The following is a 19,212-nucleotide window of genomic DNA, read 5'->3' as shown; positions in this document are numbered from 1 at the left end:
CTGGCAACAAAACGCTCAAAAGTTTCCAGAAAATGTTACTCCCGATTTTTGATTATGTCCACAATAGCGGCCTGCTAAAAAAAGATTTGCCTCATCGGAAGTTTGTCTCTCACAAAGGTTTAGTAGATATTTTGGAGAATGGCTCGCCAGAACTTTTCCGCAATGGCATGAGAAACCACCTAGAAAATCATTTTGCGAGACTTTTTGCTGAATAGACAACAATTCACCTTACTCTCATATTTTGAGCGCTTAAAATCAAAATATGAGAGCTTTTTTAGAATTACAGTAATACCTCAAATTTTCACATGATTTCTTTTTTGTTTTTCTTCTTTCACCGAGCAAAGAAAAACGACTTTTATGGGGCACCGCAATAGACAATCCTTTCTAAATCACTGAATGAAAAAATCCTTATTTTTAAACTTTTAAAAAAATAAAAAAAAATCAACGCTGTTTGTCAAATACTTTCATTTCTTTCCTTTTCTTTCTATTCTTTCAGGCTTCATAACTATTTGATTTTCAATATTTTAAGTATGCTAAAAACGACTTTTATGGGTCATAAAACGACTTTTATGGGATGTAAAACGACTTTTATGGGTCATAAAACGACTTTTATGGGATATTAAAACGACTTTTATGGGTCAATAACGACTTTTATAGGGAATTATCCACATTTTGTAAAAACGACTGTGGATAAAATGTGTCGTTTTTACTTTTTTTTGTGACTTAGAGCTACTAATTTCGTAAAAACGACTAAACAAATACTTAGTCGTTCTACCATCTAAATCGTTGCCCAAATCGTCCATGAGTAAAGAGCATAGAGAAAAAGCCATTGAAGTTATTTCAAGAGATCCCAACAGATTAGTCAAGACCAATCCAATTATCAATGCTAAGTTTGACATTACTGCAGTACAGATGAAAGTTTTTCTGAAAGTCATTGCATCTGTCGATCAGAGCAATGATGATTTGCCTGACGTGCAGATTTCTCTGAAAGAATTTCAAAACTTTGTGGGTGGCAAAACCAAAAACTTATTAAAATACTTACAAGAAGAATTGACCAAGCTTCGTAAAAAAGATATTTATTACGAAGATGATAAAATCAAATTAGAAGCAAACTTCTTTAGTTCAATCGTTTACGATAAAGTTCAGGCAAAATTCATTTTTGAGTTTTCTAATAAGCTCAAGCCCTTCCTTTTACAGATTAAAGAAAATTTTACGGTATTAGATATACGTAATCTACTTTTTTTAGATAGTATCTACGCTATTCGATTTTATGAATTCTGTAAACAGTATGAAAGATTTGGCTCGTTTGAGTTAGATGTTGAAGACTTGAAAGATCGTTTAGGGCTTTCGACCAGATACAAAAACTATTTTGATTTCAAGCTCAAAGTCCTGCAACAAGCCAGAACAGAATTGGAAAGTAGTTCGGATTTATATTTTGATTTTGAAGAAATTAAATCAGGGAAAAAAGTTATTCGTTTGCGTTTTATCATTATTGAAAATCGCCAAAAGACAAAAGTGGATGAAAGTTTGCAACTTCAAATTGTGGAGATACATACACTTGTGAAAGAGTATGTTACAGAAGCAGTGGTGAATACTTGGTTTAAGAAATACCCTTACGCCCAAATTTTGGCAGGAGTAGAATATACGCTTAAAGAAATAAAACAAGGAAAAGTACAAGATCCAGCTCGTTACTTACAAAAGATGGTGAGTGCCGAAGACATTGTCAAACAGCAAGAAACGAAAGAGCTAAAGATTCGAGCTCACCAAGAACAACTGATTATTACAGAGAATATCAAAGTTCAAGAAAAATCGATTACTTATCAAAAAGATTCATTACTCAAGGCCTATTACGATGACTGTTTGGAATATGCGATTCATTTATTGAGGTTTGATCCTACTGTGGGAGTTGCGATTTATAATGAGCTTAAAAACAAAATAGAAAATGGACCCAAAACAGTTACCGACGAGCTAGTTTGGGAATATATATTAGCCTCAAATGAAAGCTCTATTCCCATGAAATTTTATGGAGCGATTCAGAATCAGCAGTTTATGGTAACGAGTTTTGTTGTAACTTGGTGTAAAAGTCATTTTATTGCAGATTTTCAAAAAATTAAGGATCCTTATCTTCCCAAAGCAAAAGAATTTGGCTTAGTTTTATAAGATATAAAAAATGACATTTATTGTATAGATAAAATACAAATATTATATTTACACAATAAATGCTTTTTTATGCTTACTACAGACTTACTAATTCGTTTTCTCAATAGAAATCCAGCCCTTACCATCACGGGTATAGAAAAAGAAGCTGGCATGGCGATTCGCTCGCTCACTCAAATTATCTCTCTTAAGCGCGAACTTACCGATAAGCAACGTAGCAAATTGTTGCCTGTTCTGATGAAATATGGTTATAATGAAGCTTTCAATCTTAAAGCTACAGTCATTGCCATTGCCAATAATAAAGGAGGAGTTGGAAAAACAACCACAACTGCTTACTTGGGTGAAGCCTTATCGAATCGTGGTTTGAAGGTATTATTAATTGACCTTGACTCTCAAGGCAACTTAAGTCAGATATTCAATGTGACTACCGAGAATGGACAAGTGTTTAATTCCTTGGTCAACTATACCATTCCATTGCATATCGAAGAAGTTACGGAACACTTACATATTGCTCCCTCTGACTTAGAACTTCAAAAAGCTGAACAAACGCTACTTTCAGCTCCAGCTAGCCAACAGCGTTTGCAAAGAGCGTTAGTTCCATTTCTGGATGTATATGACTTTATCTTAATAGACTGTCCTCCTTCCCTATCGGTTTTGACTCTCAATGCATTAAATGCGGCCAACTCGTGCATTGTGGCTATGCAACCAGAAATGAATGCGGTAAATGGTCTTAACTCACTTTTTGGAGTAATTTATGAGACACAAATTTTCTCAAATCCAACTTTACATATTGAAGGTATTTTGTTTACGATAGTTGAAAAAAACACTGTGCATACCAGTATGAAAGAAGCAGTTAGAGAAAACTATCAAAGCGTCAATATTTTTGATACTGAAATCAAAAAAGGCATTGAAATTAAAAAAGCACAAGCTTTGAAAGCGCCAATTTTTGATTTTGATAAAAACTCTGCCGCTGCCAAATCGTATGATGAGTTGGCGCTAGAACTTCTCAATAATATTAATTCAAAACGTAATTCGAAATAGATGGCTAAGAAGATAGATTTTAAGGCTCAAATGAAATCGAACGTTACTAAGACTGTAACTTCTGGTTTAATTTCGAATGAGAATATAAAGCAGCGAATCACGATTTTGGACGAACTCAAAGACTTGATTCAACCCTTACAAACAGAAGAATTAGAAGGACTTGAAGCTAATATTTTGGCTAATGGTTGTAAGGACTCTTTAGTGATTTGGCAAACTACCGAGCAGAAAGTCAATCCCAATTCGGAGACTGACCAAGAGCTATTTGTATTGGTAGATGGTCACAATAGATACTTGATTTGTCAAAAACATAATCTGCCTTTCAATATTGTGCTGATGTTTTTTGAGACCATCCTTGAAGCTCGTAATTATATGCTTGACCTTCAAATGGGGCGTCGCAATTTGAGCCCGACACAGATGGCCTATTACCGTGGATTGAGATACAATGCTGAAAAATTGACAAGCAAGGAATCTAATTTTTCAACAGAGGGAATGGAATTAAAAACCTCTGAAAAAATAGCGCAACAGTTTAAAGTTGATGAAAAAACTATTCGTAGAGATGGTGACTTTGCCAGCGGTCTTGAAAAATTGGATATTGATCTTCGCAAACAAGTCCTCTCAGGAGAAGTAAAGGTACCCAAAAAAGTTATTCAACAATTGAGCAAAGCTGTTGTGGAGCAACCTATTTCGAGTATTGCAGCCTTGGATTCGGTAGTGTCACAGCCAGCTTCTTTGTCTACTTCTTCGTCAGAAGCTACTCCTGATAAAGTGTTCAAGGATATTAACGCTATGCTAAAGACGGTTCAAGCATCCAAATCAAAAACTCATTTTGACCAGCTCAAGCAATTGGTAAATTCACTCGAAGGCTTCATGATTGATTAAATAATAAAGTCCTTTTTTCAATAATAGCCCAAGTGGACATTTTGTCCGCTTGGGCTATTATTTTAATAGTTTGAGTTTTACAATGTTTTTATATAAATAAAATTGTATTTTTTATAGTTTTAAAAGATAATGTCAATAGCTCATTTATTGTTAAAGACCCCATAAAAGTCGTTATTAAAATGACTCAAAGTGGTATTTTTCCCAAGAGGACATTATGTCCGCTTGAGAAAAATACTAAAACCATAACATGAAAATTTTGAGGTTAAATCTGTGCACGGTATAAAATTCTCAATAAAGAATACCTAGCGGACATTTTGTCCTCTTGGTGTATTTTGAGTAAGTGTTTTCAAAAACTCCATTTTTAAAATACCCATAAAAGTCGTTTTTAATTGAAGGTTTGGAGTAAGCTTTTATGCAAGCGGACATTTTGTCCTTTTGGGCAATATGAAGTGTATAGGGGTTTTTGGAAAGTAAAAATCCCTATAAAAGTCGTTTTTCAGTTTAGTAAAATGTCTGTTTTTGAGTACAACATCAACTTATTTAATAGATTGATGATACTGGAAATAACGATAAAATCACAATATAATGTGTGTTTTATTTAATGAATAAGCATTTGAAATAGAAATTACGTATAAATCATATTATAATGTGATTTTGTGCTTGAATTTCTGCTGAAAAAAGATATTTTTACATAAAAATCACAATATAATGTTAGTTCAGGATTTAGGAAATATCATCAAGACACGACGAAAGGAGTTGAAAATTACTCAGCCACATTTGGCTGAATTGGCAGGTATAAGTACAAACACTCTGTATAAACTCGAACGAGGACAGGGAAATCCTTCTTTAGAGGTTCTCAATAAATTGGCAGAAGTACTTGGTTTGGTTTTATCCATGGACATTAAAAAAAATGCGTAAATAATGAGAAAAGTAGCGGTCTATCGAAATGGTATTTTTGCAGGAATCCTCATAGAGGAAAATCGAAAGCAGTTTGTTTTCAAATACGATAAAAATTATTTCGATGACTCCCAAATGCCAGCTATAAGTCTGACGCTTCCTAAGAGCCAGCAAGAATACACTAGTGAGGTGCTGTTCCCTTTCTTTTTTAATATGCTCAGTGAAGGGGTAAATCGTAAACTACAAAGCACACAATTACGCATAGATGAAGACGATAGTTTTGGTCTATTGATGGCGACAGCCCAAAGCGATACCATCGGAGCCGTAACGGTAAAACCCTTGATAGAAAAATGAATCTACATGAATTAACATATTGCCCTGGAACATTAGCGGAAGGATTTAACACTTACAGTCCGAGTTGCTTGAGAAATATGTTTAATGGCAAAAAAGTAAACCATATTTTGCCTTATGAACAAGCTCAGCAAAATGAGGAAGTCGCCGAGTTATTTATAGAAAATCGTAAACGCATTTCTATTTCGGGGGTACAAGAAAAATTGAGTTTGGTACTCGAAAAAAATCAACTTCGCTTAACACATCAAGGAGAACAAGGTACTTATATTTTGAAACCAATTCCGAGAGATTTAAAGAAAGTTGATCAAGTGCCTGCAAATGAGCATTTGACCATGCAAATTGCTAAACAAGTGTACGGACTCAATACAGCAGAAAATGCCTTGATATTTTTTAAAGATGGCTCGCCAGCCTATATCACCAAAAGATTTGATGTAAAGAAAGATGGAGGAAAATGGGGTAAGGAGGATTTTGCAACCTTGGCTGGAAAAACAAAAGATAATGCGGGTGCTAATTTCAAATATGAATATAGCTATGAAGAAATTGGCGCACTCATAAAACAGTACGTACCAGCGTGGCGTGTAGAGATTGAAAAGTATTTTGTGTTGGTGGTATTCAATTATTTGTTTAGCAACGGCGATGCCCATTTGAAAAACTTTTCCTTGCTTGAATCTTCCGGCGGAGATTATCTGTTGAGTCCCGCTTATGATTTAATCAATACAAGACTTCATGTCGATGATACTGATTTTGCCTTGGATAGAGGGCTATTCATAGATGATTTTCAAAGCGTAGAATTCAAAAAATCAGGGCACCCAGCAAAAGCAGATTTTGTGGAATTAGGTAAAAGAATAGGCGTATTGGAAAGCAGAATAGAAAAAATACTTATGCCATTTCTAGAGAAACAACCATTAGTTGAAACCCTAATCAATCATTCTTTTTTGAATGAAAATAATAGACGAGGCTATTGGCAAATGTATAATACTCGAAGGAATAGTCTGAATAAATAAAAAGCTTGAATTGAGTGAATTGAGATTGAATGATTTAGTGGTTTTTTTTAAAAATAAATATTTCACCTGTGAAGACGTAATAAAATTGTGTCATCCAGTATTGTATTATCAAAAAATTGGAATACAATCCTAATTTGAAAATAATCATTCATTCACTCAATCTCAATTCACTCAATTAAGAATGGCTCATGGCTAATTTAAACGATATTCTAATGGTGTAACACCTAGTTTTTGCTTAAAAAATCGGGTAAAATGTTGGGGATATTTAAAGCCCAATTCATACGAAATCTCACTTAGCGATTTGGTGGTATCCAAAACTCGTTCCTTTGCGAAATCCAATAATTTTAATTGGATATATTCTAGTGCCGTTTTCCCCGTCTCCTTCTTGATTAAATCTCCAAAATAATTAGCGGATAAATGCAGGCAGTCTGCAAAATATGCTACCGATGGAAGCCCTTTCGTCGCCAAATCTTTCCCATATACATAATCGGTCAGTAGTTGGTCAAATTGCAAAAGGATACCTTGATGAACTTCCTCTCGAGTGATAAACTGTCGGTCATAAAATCTTGAAAAGTATTTCAATAATAGCTCAAGATTAGCAATAATGAGTTTTTTGCTATGTCTATCAATATTTTGATTGATTTCAGAAGAAATATTTTCGATACAATTCATGATAGTTTCTTTTTCTCGTTCAGATACGTGTAATGCTTCGTTTGACTGATACGAAAAATAATTAAACTCATGAATTTGTCGCCCCAAAGATGTTCCCTTAATTAAGTCTGGATGAAAAACCAAAGCAGTGCCAAAGGGCTGATGCATTTCTCCTTCTGGCTCAGTTGAAATGATTTGTTCAGGAGCAAAAAATACAATAGTCCCTTCGTCATAATCATAATAAGTATTGCCATAACGCAAGTCACCACATTTGGATTCCTTAATAATGATAGCATAAATTCCCATTTTGAATTTGCTACGGGGTAAGGGATTCGATTTTCCCAAATCGACTAAACTAATCAGAGGATGGAACGCCGAGTTGTTGAATGTCTGACTATACTGCTTGACGGTATCATAAATAACCATGGTCTTTTTCCATTTTGTTGATACTTCTAAATTATGGAAGAAAAATATTCGTAAGGCATAGACCAGTAAAAGTGGTAAGTAAAACCGTAAAATTTATAAAAAAACTAGACTTTCAAAAGTATAATTTTGAAACTGATTTACATTATCCAAAAACACAATATAAATGAACTTGATGAAATTATGTACCCTGATGGCATTTGCTCTCATGGGTAGGCTCGTTTATGGGCAACAGGACAGTACCAAAACGGTTAATACCTTTAGCGGTTTTGTGGGAGTGACCAATAATGGTTTTTCGATTATTCCAACCTTCTCTTTAAATCGACCAGCGGTAGTAACCAATTTCGCATGGCGTAAAAACCGATTTAGTTTCAATCCTGACATAAGATTAGTGTCGGATGCCAGCAAAGGAGGAATGATTTTTTGGTTGAGATACCAATTAGTCGAACAAAAAAAGTTTAGCTTACGCGTAAGTGCACATCCAGCTTTTACGCTTGTCAAAAGAATTGTTTCAGATAACACTGCGTCGCAAGAAATTACGGAAATGTTGAGATTTTTGGCCTATGAAATTATGCCCAATTATCAAATTACATCCAATTGGAGTGTGAGTGCTGTTTACTTGCAAGGAAATGCGCTACAATTGCATGGACCACAAGAAACCAAAGTTTTGTTTCTGAATACCAGTATTTCTAACATAAAATTGGGAGGTGATTTGAGATTCCAGCTTGTACCATCTTTCTATTTTTTGAATACCGATGGTTACACAGGTAAATATCTCTCATTAACAGGTATTTTATCAAAAAAAGAGAGTCCTTTTACCATACAATCAACAATAAATCAGACATTTACTTCTACTATTCCAGATAATAAACAATTTATGTGGAATGTAATGTTAAGTTATAATTTTAGTAAAAACTTTAATCAGAAATAAGAAATGAAAACTTACACATTATCTGTCAACAACAAAACGATTAAAGTCGAAGCCGAACCTGAAACGCCTATGCTTTGGGTACTTCGTGACTATGTTGGTTTGAAAGGTACCAAGTTTGGTTGTGGTATGGGCTTGTGCGGGGCGTGTACAATTCACGTAGATGGACAGGCGATTCGTTCTTGTCAAACGCCAATTTCTACCGTAAAAGCAAGTAGTAAAATTATTACCATCGAAGGTGTTTCGGAAGGACTCCACGCCGCCAAAATCGATCATGTGGTACAAAAAGCATGGATTGAAGAACAAGTGCCTCAATGCGGCTATTGTCAGTCAGGTCAGATAATGTCAGCTGTGGCTTTATTAAAAGCCAATCCTAATCCATCAGATGAAGATATTGATACCTATATGGCGGGGAATATTTGTCGTTGTGGTACTTACGAGCGTATCCGTAAGGCTATTCATTCAGCTGCTAAGGAGTTGAAAACAGAAAAAGGTACTACTAAACGCCCTTCAAACACTCGCTAAACTTTACAACTATGTCATCTAAACAGATTCAGCGCCGTGATTTTTTACGATATGCAGGTTTATCGGGAGCGGCAATTATTTTGGGTGTTTCTAATTCTTCAGCAAAAGCTCAAGAATTAGAGGTAATGACATCTCTGGATGTAGCATCGACACCCTACAATTTCACACCATACATTATTATCGAGGATACAGGAAAAATTACCATTTTTAATTCCAAACCAGAAATTGGACAAGGTACCTATCAGTCCATTACAGCCTTGATTGCGGAAGAATTGGAAGTTTCTCCAGAGCAATATATTGTCCAACAAACAGGAGGAGAAAGTAAGTTTGGTCCTGCTCAGTTTTCGGGAGGTAGCTTTTCGGTACGTTCGAGTTATTTTGATATGCGCAAAGCGGGAGCCGCTGCGCGCGAAATGCTGATTACCGCCGCAAGTCAGCAGTGGAATGTTCCTATTACGGAATGTTATGCCGAAAAAGCGCAGGTTTTTCATAAACCAACAGGTAAAAGTTTAAAGTATGGGGCATTAGTAGAAACAGCATCAAAATTGGAAGTTCCTAAAAATCCAACTTTGAAAGATGCCAAAGACTTTAAGATACTTGGTAAATCCATCAAGCGTCAAGATGTTCCATTGAAGGTGACAGGCAAAGCAGTGTTCGGAATAGACGTAGAAGTGCCAAATATGGTATATGCCTCTGTAGAACGCTGTCCTGTTTTTGGAGGAAGTCTAAAAAGCTTTGATAAAACCGCAACACTCAACATAGCAGGAGTGGAGCAGGTAATAGAAGTAGAACGCATATTTGGGGTATATAAATCTACAGGAGTTGCCGTAGTCGCCAAAAACTATTGGGCAGCTTTACAAGGAAGAAAAGCCCTGAAAATTTCTTGGGATTATAAAGGAAAAGAAACATTTAGTTCAAAAGATTATACAGACTCTTTGCATCAATTAGCCCAAAAAGAAGGAGTAGAAGACGCTAATGTGGGAAAATTTGATGAGACCTATCAAAACACTTCCCAAAAATTAGAAGCTTTCTATGAAACTCCTTTTGTGTCGCACTCGCCGATGGAGGCAATGAATTGTACGGCACATTGGAAAGAGAACAATACCTTAGAAATTTGGGTATCAACGCAAGTACCTTCTGATATTATACGAGATTTGACAGGTAGATATGGGTTAAAAGAAGAGCAAATTACCTTGCATAGCCAACTGAGTGGTGGTGGTTTTGGACGTAGATTAGCTATCGATTTTATTATTGAGGCGGTCAATTTATCTAAATCTATTCAAAAGCCTGTCAAGCTCATTTGGACAAGAGAAGACGATACGCAGTTTGGCCCTTACCGTCCGCCTACCTTCTCGGCGATGAAAGGCGCTATTTCGGAAGATGGTAAATTGGTGGCTTTTCAACATAAAGTTATTTCGCCAACCATTATGTCATTTTTAGACCCAAATCATGACAAAACGAAACTTGACCAAAATATGACTGAAGGCATTAGTCACCAGCAATATGAAATTCCGAATATGAAAAACACTTTCGTGTATTCAGATATTCATGTTCCTATTTTTTGGTGGCGTTCGGTAACCAGCTCGACCTTGGCTTTTTCACACGAGTGCTTTATTGATGAACTGGCACACGCAGCAGGTAAAGACCCTTTGGAGTTTAGATTAGCAATGTTGACCAAGGAATCGGATACTAAACGTTTATTACTCAAATTAAAAGAAGTATCCAAATGGGAAAAACCTCTTCCTAAAGGTAAAGGACGTGGTATAGCTCAATGGGAGTTTTTTGCAGGTTTGGGTGGACACGTCGTAGAGGTAACAAAACTATCAAACAAGGCTGTAAAGATTGATAAAGTCTATGTTGTAATAGATTTAGGAACAGTAGTAAATCCAGATACTGTAAAAGCACAAATGGAAGGAGCCGTGATAATGGGTATTACGGCCGCTATCAAAAACGGAATATCCTTTGCTGAAGGGAAAACAGAACAAAGCAATTTTCATGATAATCCTGTACTAAGAATAAACGAAGTTCCTCAAATAGAGGTACATATCTTGGCAGAAGGTGGTAAAACAATCAAAGGTGTTGGAGAGCCCGGTCTGCCTCCTGTAGCGCCAGCACTAGCCAATGCAATTTTTGCGGCAACAGGTATCCGTGTACGTAAAATGCCATTTGATATAGATAACTTAAGTTAGTACGAAATAGGGGTAAGTTGTTAGGCATTAGTTTATGAGCTGTTATTCGTCAAGCTATTCCAATATGCTAATGATGAATTGAGGGTTAGGGTTGTACGAAAGGTTATAAAAACTTTTTATTTCGGATGTTGGATTTCGGAAGTGTAAGCTTCTATATTTTGTAAAAAATAAAAGTATTTTGCTTCATTTCCGAAATCAGAAATCTCAAATCCGCAATAGTTTGAAATCCTTCGTACAGTCCTAACTCACAATTTATCTTTGACACTTACTACCAACCTATGATTCACAAAATCTTTTAAAATGAATACATCCTCAAACGATATTTTCACAAGAATGCTCGCAGGCGAGACGATTTCTTTCCATGACCCAGAATATCCTAAAATCATGGAAAAAGTATCGCAAACAATGCAACTGTCTGCAAAACTAAATACCGCCACTGATATACAACAAGCAAGAGAAACACTTTCTCAAATTATAGGAATAAACATAGATGAGAGCACCACTGTGTTTATTCCTTTTCATACCAATTTTGGTGGGTTTATCCAGCTAGGGAAAAATGTTTTTATCAACCACGATTGTACGTTTCTGGATTTGGGAGGAATTATTATCGAAGATGACGTCATGATCGCTCCTAAAGTAAGTCTTATTTCTGAAAGTCATCCGTTGCATCCGAGTGAACGAAAAGCATTGGTATTAGGAAAGGTACATATCAAGAAAAATGCTTGGATTGGGGCTGCGGCAACTATTTTACCTGGCGTAACGGTTGGCGAAAACGCTGTTGTTGCTGCTGGAGCAGTCGTGAGTAAAGACGTTCCTAACAATACCGTGGTAGCAGGAGTTCCTGCGAGGGTAATTAAAAGCTTTGAACAATAACCTTACGATTAATCTGCTAGTCAATAATGGGAAATACTTCGGTAAAATTGGTAATGAAAACCGTATTTTTTATAAAATAGTAGAGCCTTTCTCAACCTACCTTTGCAAATATCTTTCACGAAAACATCTACGAAAATGTCAGCAGAAAATAGCCTCTTTCCCTTGGGACAACCATTGCCACAAGACTGGTTTACAGGGGAAGCATTTTTAACTCTATTGGTCGGACAAGACCATAACAACGAATTTTCGGCAGGGAGTGTAACTTTCAAAGTTGGCGCCAGAACCAACTGGCATACACATCCCAAAGGACAAGTGCTTATCGTCATTGAAGGAGAAGGATTTTATCAAGAAAAAGGAAACCCTGCTCGTAAAATTACCAAAGGAGATGTTGTGAATATCCCTGAAAATATTGAACACTGGCACGGCGCTTCAAACAGTTCAGCAATGACGCATATTGCTATTACCAACTTTAAAGAAGGTGTCCAAGTAACATGGCTACAGCCAGTAACAGCAGAGGAGTACGCTTTGGTAAATCAGGAGGCTTCATAATCATACTTATCATGATAAAACAAATAGTACTGATAGGAAGCATCTTGGCAGGTGGTATTGCGTGTGAGAAAAGTGCTACACTCCCCAATAAGAGTATCGTTTTAGAAGAAGCTCCCAAAGATTCAATTAGCATGAAAGAAGATAGCATTGTAGTGAAGATTGGTAATCAATCATTTACGGCTGTTCTTTTGAATAATGAAACAGCAAAGTCATTTAAAGCGCTATTGCCTTTGACCTTGAAGATGACAGAGCTTAATGCCAATGAAAAATATGCTAGTCTCCCTAAAAACTTACCTATTACTCCAACTGTTCCCTCAGGTATTAGTACTGGTGATTTGATGATGTATGGTGCCAATACATTCGTACTTTTTTACCAACCATTATCAACTACCTATAGCTATACCAAACTTGGCAGTATCATTGATACCTCTGGACTTGCCTCTGCTGTGGGAAATAGTGATGTAACGATTCATTTTGACATAAAATAAAAAGAAAAAATATGGGTACAACTATTGAACTGATAGGTGTATCGCAAATCAATGAGGCTTTTGAGCGTCTGGAAAAAGGAGACATCAAATATCGTTTTGTTGTAGATATGAAATCTTTTTAACAAGGCTCATGAACCAGCTCTTCGGTACAATAGGGCTGATTAGCTATGACAAGAAGTTTGGCATCATTTGAAAAATAATCAATTAAAAACCAGTCATCTGGACATAAAAGCAAGCATTTCTGTGCTGAATCCAACACAAATTGTTCTTGTACAGAGGTATTTTTGCAATTGACGCGACAGTTTCCAGAAAGGCAAACTAATGCTAATTTAGTGGATTTATGACGATATCCCCCATAAGTGATATTGTCATCTCCTTGAATAAAACACACTCTTTTGATGTGTTCGGGAAAGATTCTTTCAAAAACGGTTAAATCACCAGTATCTGAGCTATAACTATCCAATAACAACAATTGACTCATTTATAATAAGGCTAAATAAGATATTAATAATGTGGTTAATTGGAAGAGAAGTATATGTCTGTTTAACGAGAAAATGTAAATATTTTTAAATCTATTACATTTTATTGGAAATATAACCACAAAGGAAATAGATAGGGTATTTATACTTATTTTTTTATGAACATTTGTTAAGCCCACAAAAATATTGCTTGAATGAAGAATTGATTACCTTGATTCTTTATTCGAGCAATATTTTTTAGAAAACAGATTTATCGATTAGCCATTTTACGAATAGTTTCAACAAAATTCTTGTTAATAGATTCTGCATGTTGGTGTTTTCCTTGTTTCACAATCCATTTTCCTGCTGAAATAGTCCCGTAAATCATACTTTGATTTTGAGCATAAAGTACAGTATTACAAAGGTGTTTCAAAGAGGTAGTCGCAATTAAAGGCTCAGAGGCATCTATCACGACGGCATCGAAATAATCCCCTATTTCAAAAAAATGTGCTGCAGATAAGCCCATTGCATTTCTTCCGCCTTTCCAGCTACTTATTAAGGCATTTTGTGCACCATCTGGCTGACCTTGATGAATAAAGGAAGTGCGCTGGTGATGGATAAGCCTTTGTCCGTAATCGAGCCAACGTAATTCTTCTAAATGATTGAGCCCAATATGGCTATCAGTACCGATGCTCCAATTCCCATTTTTAGCATAAAAAGCATTAAAAGGAAAAATCCCATCTCCTAAGTTGGCTTCTGTAGAGGGACAAATCACGACGTTGGCTTGTGAGGTCGAAATCATCTCCATTTCTTTTGCTGTAATATGGGTAGCATGTACTAAATGAAAATGCTGGTCTACTTCGATATTTGAAAAAAGCCATTCTACAGGTCGCTGCTTTAGGTTTCTTTGTGCATCTTCTACTTCTTTGAGCTGTTCGGCAATATGAATATGAAATGCTTGATTAGGCAAACGATAGGCGACAAGCCTTCTTAAATTTTCTAGATTAACCGCCCGAATCGAGTGAGCACCAATGCCAATATTCACTCTTTCGAATGTTGATGATGCTTGTTTTGAAGATTCGATTAGGGTAAAAAAATCTTCTATCTCTGCATGAATAAACCGCCTTTGTTTTTCAGTTGGAGGCTGATGAATACCACCTTGTTGATACAGAATTGGTATTAAAGTCAAATGAAGTCCCGCTCGCTGTGCTGCCCGCATGAGACTTTGTCCCATTTCTGAGGTATTTTCAAAAGGCTTTCCGTTGTGTTGATGATGTAAATAATGAAATTCGGCTACAGCAGTATAGCCCATGCAGGCCATTTGAGCATATAGTTGTGTCGCAATGGCTTCGAGTTGTTCTGGCGAAACACGCAGAGCCAAATCATACATGGCATTGCGCCAGCTCCAAAAATCATCAGTTTGCCCTTCATGATACTCAGCCAAACCCGCCATAGCATATTGAAAAGCATGAGAATGAGCATTTTGGAAACCGGGTAAAACATATCCTTTTACCCGCTCATCAATGGTTTCATCAGCAATATATTGTTTGATAGATTCTATTTTTCCCAACGAATCAACTGTTACGACTGCCTGTTCTAACCAACCTTCTGGAGAGAGAAGGGCTTTGAATAGATATTTTTGGATTTTCATACATGAATTATTATTTCAATTGTTCCAAAAGTTGTTCACAAAGGGTTTTTAAAAGTACTTTGATTTTGTCTGCACGAGCTTCGTCATATTTTATTTCGGAGTCATCCATGTAATTTGTTTTAGCCATTTCTAATTGAAGAGCATAAAAACCTTGCGCTGGTTTTCCAAAACTTCTTGTAATGTAACCCCCTTTAAAAGGATGATTATATGAAAAAGAATAATCGCTGCCCGACAAAATGGCTTGTGCCGACACATCCAAAGCCAAAGTAGAAGTTAGAGAATCGTTATTTCCTAAAATTAAATCAGGAAATGGCGAAGACTGAATACCTAATACTTGTTTACGGATAGAATGGGCATCGAGCAATAATACATGACCAAATTGTTTTTTTAGTTGTTGTAAAAGCACCTCTAATTTCTGATGATAAGGAATAAAGAATTGTTCTACTCGTTTTTGTATTTCATCATCATTAGGCTCTTGGTTAGCTTGGTATAAACGATTTCCATTAAAATCTGTAGTAGGAGCTACGCCCGTTATGACTCGACCATCGTTATACAATGCCTGATTGTTAGGGTCACGGTTGAGGTCTATTACCCAACGATGATGAGTTGCCATTATCGTTGTGATGCCCAACGCTGGAGCAAAATCATATAATTGATGCACAAACCAATCGGTATCATCCAAATGAAATAATACTTCAGGGTTTAACTTTGTTTGAATGAAATTAGGAATATAAGTTCCCACATGCGGACAGCTGATGACCATGGGTACAACTGGCGCTGTAGGTTTGATGATATGAAAAATGTCCATAATCTATGGGAAAGAGTAAATAAAAATATGGTAGGAAATGTCTAATCGCTACTCGAAAAGGTAATTGATTACCTCATCATCTACCAAATGGGCTTTTGTTACTTTGAGTGAAGAAGTACGTGCAAGCTCTGTTTCAAGGGCTTGCATGGCTTCTTTATTGCGTGCCCATGCTCTGCGAGCAATACCATTGTTGACGTCGAAGAATAGCATCTTTCGCAGATTTTCAGCAGACTGTTCTGAGCCATCCAACAGCATTCCAAAACCTCCATTGATTACTTCGCCCCAACCAACGCCACCACCGTTGTGAATAGAAACCCAAGTAGCACCCCGAAAGCTGTCTCCAATCACATTATGAATTGCCATATCTGCCGTAAATCTACTGCCGTCATAAATATTGCTGGTCTCTCTGTAGGGCGAATCGGTTCCACTTACATCATGATGGTCGCGACCCAATACCACTGGTGCGCTCAGAATACCATCTTTTACAGCCTGGTTAAATGCTTGGGCAATAGAGATTCGACCTATGGCATCGGCATACAAAATTCTGGCTTGCGAGCCGACCACTAATTTGTTCTTGGCAGCTTCAGTAATCCATTTGATATTATCATCCATTTGTTGGGTGATTTCTTCAGGAGCTTCTTTGCGCAAATGGGTTAATACTTGAAGGGCAATCTGGTCTGTTGTTAGTAAATCTTCCTCTTTTCCAGAGGTACATACCCATCTGAAAGGACCAAAGCCATAATCAAAGCACATGGGCCCTAAAATGTCTTGTACATAGGAAGGATATTTAAAACTAATGCCATCTGTTGCCCAAATGTCAGCCTCAGCTCGACTACTTTCCAACAAAAAAGCATTGCCATAATCAAAGAAATAGGTTCCTCGTTCTGTGTGTTTATTAATAGCTTGTACGTGTCTTACGAGGGATTCTTTTACTTTTTTAACAAAAATATCAGGACTTTCAGCAATCATTTTGTTTGCTGCTTCAAACGATAATCCTGCTGGATAATAACCGCCCGACCAAGGATTGTGTAAAGAAGTTTGGTCAGAACCGAGGGTAATAAAAATATCGTTTTCGTAAAAAGATTCCCATACTTCTACAATATTTCCAACATAGGCAATGGATACAACTTCTTGTTGCTCAATGGCTTGTTTGGTACGAGATAGGAGGGAGGGCATATTGTCGATGAGTTCATCTACCCAACCTTGTTGATGTCTTTTATGAGCAGCAACTGCATTTACCTCAGCACAAACAGTAATACACCCCGCAATATTGCCAGCCTTGGGTTGTGCACCACTCATACCGCCTAAACCTGAAGTTACAAAGACTTTTCCTTGGGGATTTTCCCCTTTTGGAAGTGTTTTACGAAACGCATTCATGACCGTAATCGTTGTGCCGTGAACAATTCCCTGAGGACCTATATACATATACGAACCAGCGGTCATTTGCCCATATTGCGTTACGCCCAAAGCATTAAACCTTTCCCAGTCGTCAGGTTTTGAGTAATTGGGAATCATCATGCCATTGGTTACCACAACTCGAGGGGCATTTTGAGATGAGGGGAAAAGCCCCATTGGATGACCACTGTATATATGTAGGGTTTGTTCGTTGGTCATGGAGGATAAATACTGCATGGTCAGTAAATATTGAGCCCAGTTTTGAAAAACAGCCCCATTGCCACCATAAGTAATAAGCTCGTGCGGATGTTGTGCTACCGCAGGATTGAGATTATTTTGAATCATCAACATGATAGCCGCAGCTTGCTGAGATTGAGCAGGATATTCCTCTATGGGACGAGCATACATGGGGTATTGAGGACGAAATCGATACATATAAATTCGTCCATAGCTACGTAATTCTTCCAAAAATTCTGTGGCTAGTTCGATATGCCAATCTTTCGGAAAATAGCGAAGCGCATTGCGAATGGCTAACTTTTCTTCCTCCTTTGTCAAAATACTTTTACGCTTAGGCGCATGACTCACAGAAGGGTCATAAACTGCCTTGGGAGGTAATGTAGCTGGAATACCTTGAAGAATATGTCTTTGAAAATCAGTCATTTGGAAAAGTATTTTATTAGTCTATCAGAAAAAACTACTTTATTTATTGAAAATTCTTTGACCATTTTTCCATACCTCAAAAGGCTGTAAACGCCCTTGTTGGTAGATAATTTGTTGATAATGATTGGTTTGATACAAGACAAAATCAGCGAGATACCCTTTTTGCAACCTACCTCTATCCGCCAATCCTAAAGCTTTGGCTGCACGAAAAGTAATCCCTGCCAAAATTTCGGCATTGCTAAGTTTTTGCATCGTTGCCAGAATACTTGCCGAAGCGATTAGCTGCCCCATCGGTGCCGAACCAGGATTCCAGTCTGTTGCAATGGCTAGCGACGCGCCTGCGTCAAGTAGTTTTCTAGCAGGGGTAAAATCACAGCCTAATCCCAACGATGCTGCGGGCAATGCCACGGCTACGACATTGGAGTTGGCAAGGTTTTGTATTTCAATGTCTCCTGAGGCTTCAAGATGGTCGGCTGACAATGCTCCTAGGTTGATGGCAACTTGTGAACCAGAGGTTGTAAACTGGTCGGCATGAAGGGTTATGTCAAAACCAAGTACTTTGGCTTTTTGTAAATAGGGCAAAATCTCTTGAGCCGAAAAGGCGCTTTTTTCTACAAAAGCATCTATTCTATGACAAAGATTTTCAGCTTGTAGAATGGGAAACAACACATGGGCGATTTTCTGTAAATACTGCTCAGAAGTACCATCAAAATCTTTGGGCTTGATGTGCGCCGCCAAACAAGTAGCTATCAGATCGACACTAGAACGTTGATGGGCTTTTTGAACAGCTCGAAGCGTTTTAAGTTCTTCTTCGATACTTAATCCATAACCACTTTTTACCTCAATGGTGGTAATTCCTTGCTGTAATAGCTGGTACGCTCTTTCTAGAATTAATTGCGTTTGTTCTTCTTGTGAACAAGCACGTGTATGCTGAACGGTACTCCAAATACCACCACCTGATTCGGCAATTTCTAAATAAGAACGACCTGCATTGCGCATGGCAAAATCATTGGCTCTGTTTCCTCCAAAAGCAATATGTGTATGACAGTCGATATAAGAAGGTAAGCAAATGCTATTTTCATCAATAGCAACTCTTTGAATATCTGGAGAAAGCGTTTGATTTAATACACCCCAATTACCTACTTCTTCAATCAAACCATTTTTTATATACAAACCTCCGTTATCTAGTATTTCCAAATCATCATCTCTCAAAGCTCCTTTGATCGGGAGGTTTTGCAAAGTCAATAATTGCTTGAAAGGTCCTATTAAAAAAGTATTATCCATT

The 19,212-nt window shown here is 37.1% G+C and carries 18 protein-coding genes and 1 pseudogene; 13 read left to right on the top strand and 6 right to left on the bottom strand.

Annotated elements, in window-relative coordinates; genetic code table 11:
* The 7 genes and pseudogenes from GVN22_RS21545 to GVN22_RS21515 form a co-directional block, all read left to right on the top strand.
* Positions 1-215, top strand: a pseudogene (locus tag GVN22_RS21545) (FadR family transcriptional regulator); the annotation flags it as partial.
* Positions 216-801: 586 nt separating this feature from the next.
* Complete coding sequence (locus tag GVN22_RS21540; protein WP_166553077.1) at positions 802-2,160, top strand: replication initiation protein; 1,359 nt, start codon at positions 802-804, stop codon at positions 2,158-2,160.
* A 69-nt stretch (positions 2,161-2,229) separates the two neighbouring features.
* Positions 2,230-3,198: a ParA family protein gene (locus GVN22_RS21535; RefSeq protein WP_166553076.1), complete on the top strand. Its 969-nt coding sequence runs from the start codon at positions 2,230-2,232 to the stop codon at positions 3,196-3,198.
* Positions 3,199-4,077, top strand: coding sequence for a hypothetical protein (locus tag GVN22_RS21530; protein ID WP_166553075.1), 879 nt, complete (start codon positions 3,199-3,201; stop codon positions 4,075-4,077). It begins immediately after the preceding gene.
* A gap of 708 nt (positions 4,078-4,785) precedes the next feature.
* Positions 4,786-4,995, top strand: coding sequence for a helix-turn-helix domain-containing protein (locus GVN22_RS21525; RefSeq protein ID WP_166553074.1), 210 nt, complete (start codon positions 4,786-4,788; stop codon positions 4,993-4,995).
* Between the two features lie 3 nt (positions 4,996-4,998).
* On the top strand, positions 4,999-5,328 hold the full coding sequence (locus tag GVN22_RS21520) for a HipA N-terminal domain-containing protein (protein ID WP_166553073.1): 330 nt from the start codon (positions 4,999-5,001) through the stop codon (positions 5,326-5,328).
* Positions 5,325-6,329, top strand: a complete 1,005-nt coding sequence (locus GVN22_RS21515; RefSeq protein ID WP_166553072.1) for a type II toxin-antitoxin system HipA family toxin — start codon at positions 5,325-5,327, stop codon at positions 6,327-6,329. The genes GVN22_RS21520 and GVN22_RS21515 overlap by 4 nt, the downstream gene beginning before the upstream one ends.
* Positions 6,330-6,521: 192 nt before the next feature.
* Here GVN22_RS21515 and GVN22_RS21510 read toward each other — a convergent pair whose 3' ends face one another.
* Complete coding sequence (locus GVN22_RS21510; protein ID WP_166553071.1) at positions 6,522-7,406, bottom strand: AraC family transcriptional regulator; 885 nt, start codon at positions 7,404-7,406, stop codon at positions 6,522-6,524.
* Positions 7,407-7,569: 163 nt separating this feature from the next.
* Between GVN22_RS21510 and GVN22_RS21505 the strand changes: the two genes are divergently transcribed.
* The 6 genes from GVN22_RS21505 (at position 7,570) to GVN22_RS21480 (ending at position 12,955) form a co-directional block, all read left to right on the top strand.
* Positions 7,570-8,334 carry a hypothetical protein gene (locus GVN22_RS21505; protein WP_166553070.1) on the top strand — a complete coding sequence of 255 codons (765 nt, stop codon included), beginning with the start codon at positions 7,570-7,572 and terminating at the stop codon, positions 8,332-8,334.
* Positions 8,335-8,337: 3 nt separating this feature from the next.
* Positions 8,338-8,856 (top strand): (2Fe-2S)-binding protein, encoded by a 519-nt coding sequence (locus GVN22_RS21500; RefSeq protein ID WP_166553069.1) that lies wholly within the window; start codon positions 8,338-8,340, stop codon positions 8,854-8,856.
* Between the two features lie 11 nt (positions 8,857-8,867).
* The gene (locus GVN22_RS21495; protein ID WP_166553068.1) at positions 8,868-11,045 is read left to right on the top strand and encodes a xanthine dehydrogenase family protein molybdopterin-binding subunit; all 2,178 of its coding nucleotides are present in this window, start codon (positions 8,868-8,870) and stop codon (positions 11,043-11,045) included.
* Between the two features lie 300 nt (positions 11,046-11,345).
* Positions 11,346-11,918 (top strand): DapH/DapD/GlmU-related protein, encoded by a 573-nt coding sequence (locus GVN22_RS21490; protein ID WP_166553067.1) that lies wholly within the window; start codon positions 11,346-11,348, stop codon positions 11,916-11,918.
* Positions 11,919-12,053: 135 nt separating this feature from the next.
* Positions 12,054-12,467 (top strand): cupin domain-containing protein, encoded by a 414-nt coding sequence (locus GVN22_RS21485; protein WP_166553066.1) that lies wholly within the window; start codon positions 12,054-12,056, stop codon positions 12,465-12,467.
* An 11-nt stretch (positions 12,468-12,478) separates the two neighbouring features.
* Entirely contained in the window at positions 12,479-12,955 is a 477-nt protein-coding gene (locus GVN22_RS21480; RefSeq protein ID WP_166553065.1) for a cyclophilin-like fold protein, read from the top strand.
* 118 nt (positions 12,956-13,073) lie between these two features.
* On the opposite strand, the gene GVN22_RS21470 is transcribed toward GVN22_RS21480, so the two are convergent.
* From GVN22_RS21470 to hutI, 5 genes are all read right to left on the bottom strand, one after another.
* Complete coding sequence (locus tag GVN22_RS21470; RefSeq protein WP_166553064.1) at positions 13,074-13,436, bottom strand: FdtA/QdtA family cupin domain-containing protein; 363 nt, start codon at positions 13,434-13,436, stop codon at positions 13,074-13,076.
* Between the two features lie 248 nt (positions 13,437-13,684).
* Positions 13,685-15,064 (bottom strand): formimidoylglutamate deiminase, encoded by a 1,380-nt coding sequence (hutF, locus tag GVN22_RS21465; RefSeq protein WP_166553063.1) that lies wholly within the window; start codon positions 15,062-15,064, stop codon positions 13,685-13,687.
* A gap of 10 nt (positions 15,065-15,074) precedes the next feature.
* On the bottom strand, positions 15,075-15,872 hold the full coding sequence (locus tag GVN22_RS21460; protein ID WP_166553062.1) for an N-formylglutamate amidohydrolase: 798 nt from the start codon (positions 15,870-15,872) through the stop codon (positions 15,075-15,077).
* A gap of 48 nt (positions 15,873-15,920) precedes the next feature.
* Entirely contained in the window at positions 15,921-17,927 is a 2,007-nt protein-coding gene (locus tag GVN22_RS21455; protein WP_166553061.1) for a urocanate hydratase, read from the bottom strand.
* Between the two features lie 39 nt (positions 17,928-17,966).
* Positions 17,967-19,211, bottom strand: coding sequence for an imidazolonepropionase (gene hutI, locus GVN22_RS21450; protein WP_166553060.1), 1,245 nt, complete (start codon positions 19,209-19,211; stop codon positions 17,967-17,969).
* Between the last annotated feature and the right edge of the window lies 1 nt (position 19,212).

Source organism: Cellulophaga sp. BC115SP (assembly GCF_009905545.1).
Taxonomy (GTDB): Bacteria; Bacteroidota; Bacteroidia; order Cytophagales; family Spirosomataceae; genus Flectobacillus; species Flectobacillus rivi.
Note: the sequence above shows the minus strand (reverse complement) of the source record. Positions and strands in the feature narration are given on the sequence as shown.

What these genes read in the sequence shown, in the direction of transcription:
- GVN22_RS21540 (WP_166553077.1), top strand. Translation starts at nt 802, where the DNA reads ATGAGTAAAGAGCATAGAGAAAAAGCCATTGAAGTTATTTCAAGAGAT.
- GVN22_RS21535 (WP_166553076.1), top strand. Translation starts at nt 2,230, where the DNA reads ATGCTTACTACAGACTTACTAATTCGTTTTCTCAATAGAAATCCAGCC.
- GVN22_RS21530 (WP_166553075.1), top strand. Translation starts at nt 3,199, where the DNA reads ATGGCTAAGAAGATAGATTTTAAGGCTCAAATGAAATCGAACGTTACT.
- GVN22_RS21525 (WP_166553074.1), top strand. Translation starts at nt 4,786, where the DNA reads ATGTTAGTTCAGGATTTAGGAAATATCATCAAGACACGACGAAAGGAG.
- GVN22_RS21520 (WP_166553073.1), top strand. Translation starts at nt 4,999, where the DNA reads ATGAGAAAAGTAGCGGTCTATCGAAATGGTATTTTTGCAGGAATCCTC.
- GVN22_RS21515 (WP_166553072.1), top strand. Translation starts at nt 5,325, where the DNA reads ATGAATCTACATGAATTAACATATTGCCCTGGAACATTAGCGGAAGGA.
- GVN22_RS21510 (WP_166553071.1), bottom strand. Translation starts at nt 7,406, where the DNA reads ATGGTTATTTATGATACCGTCAAGCAGTATAGTCAGACATTCAACAAC.
- GVN22_RS21505 (WP_166553070.1), top strand. Translation starts at nt 7,570, where the DNA reads ATGAACTTGATGAAATTATGTACCCTGATGGCATTTGCTCTCATGGGT.
- GVN22_RS21500 (WP_166553069.1), top strand. Translation starts at nt 8,338, where the DNA reads ATGAAAACTTACACATTATCTGTCAACAACAAAACGATTAAAGTCGAA.
- GVN22_RS21495 (WP_166553068.1), top strand. Translation starts at nt 8,868, where the DNA reads ATGTCATCTAAACAGATTCAGCGCCGTGATTTTTTACGATATGCAGGT.
- GVN22_RS21490 (WP_166553067.1), top strand. Translation starts at nt 11,346, where the DNA reads ATGAATACATCCTCAAACGATATTTTCACAAGAATGCTCGCAGGCGAG.
- GVN22_RS21485 (WP_166553066.1), top strand. Translation starts at nt 12,054, where the DNA reads ATGTCAGCAGAAAATAGCCTCTTTCCCTTGGGACAACCATTGCCACAA.
- GVN22_RS21480 (WP_166553065.1), top strand. Translation starts at nt 12,479, where the DNA reads ATGATAAAACAAATAGTACTGATAGGAAGCATCTTGGCAGGTGGTATT.
- GVN22_RS21470 (WP_166553064.1), bottom strand. Translation starts at nt 13,436, where the DNA reads ATGAGTCAATTGTTGTTATTGGATAGTTATAGCTCAGATACTGGTGAT.
- hutF (WP_166553063.1), bottom strand. Translation starts at nt 15,064, where the DNA reads ATGAAAATCCAAAAATATCTATTCAAAGCCCTTCTCTCTCCAGAAGGT.
- GVN22_RS21460 (WP_166553062.1), bottom strand. Translation starts at nt 15,872, where the DNA reads ATGGACATTTTTCATATCATCAAACCTACAGCGCCAGTTGTACCCATG.
- GVN22_RS21455 (WP_166553061.1), bottom strand. Translation starts at nt 17,927, where the DNA reads ATGACTGATTTTCAAAGACATATTCTTCAAGGTATTCCAGCTACATTA.
- hutI (WP_166553060.1), bottom strand. Translation starts at nt 19,211, where the DNA reads ATGGATAATACTTTTTTAATAGGACCTTTCAAGCAATTATTGACTTTG.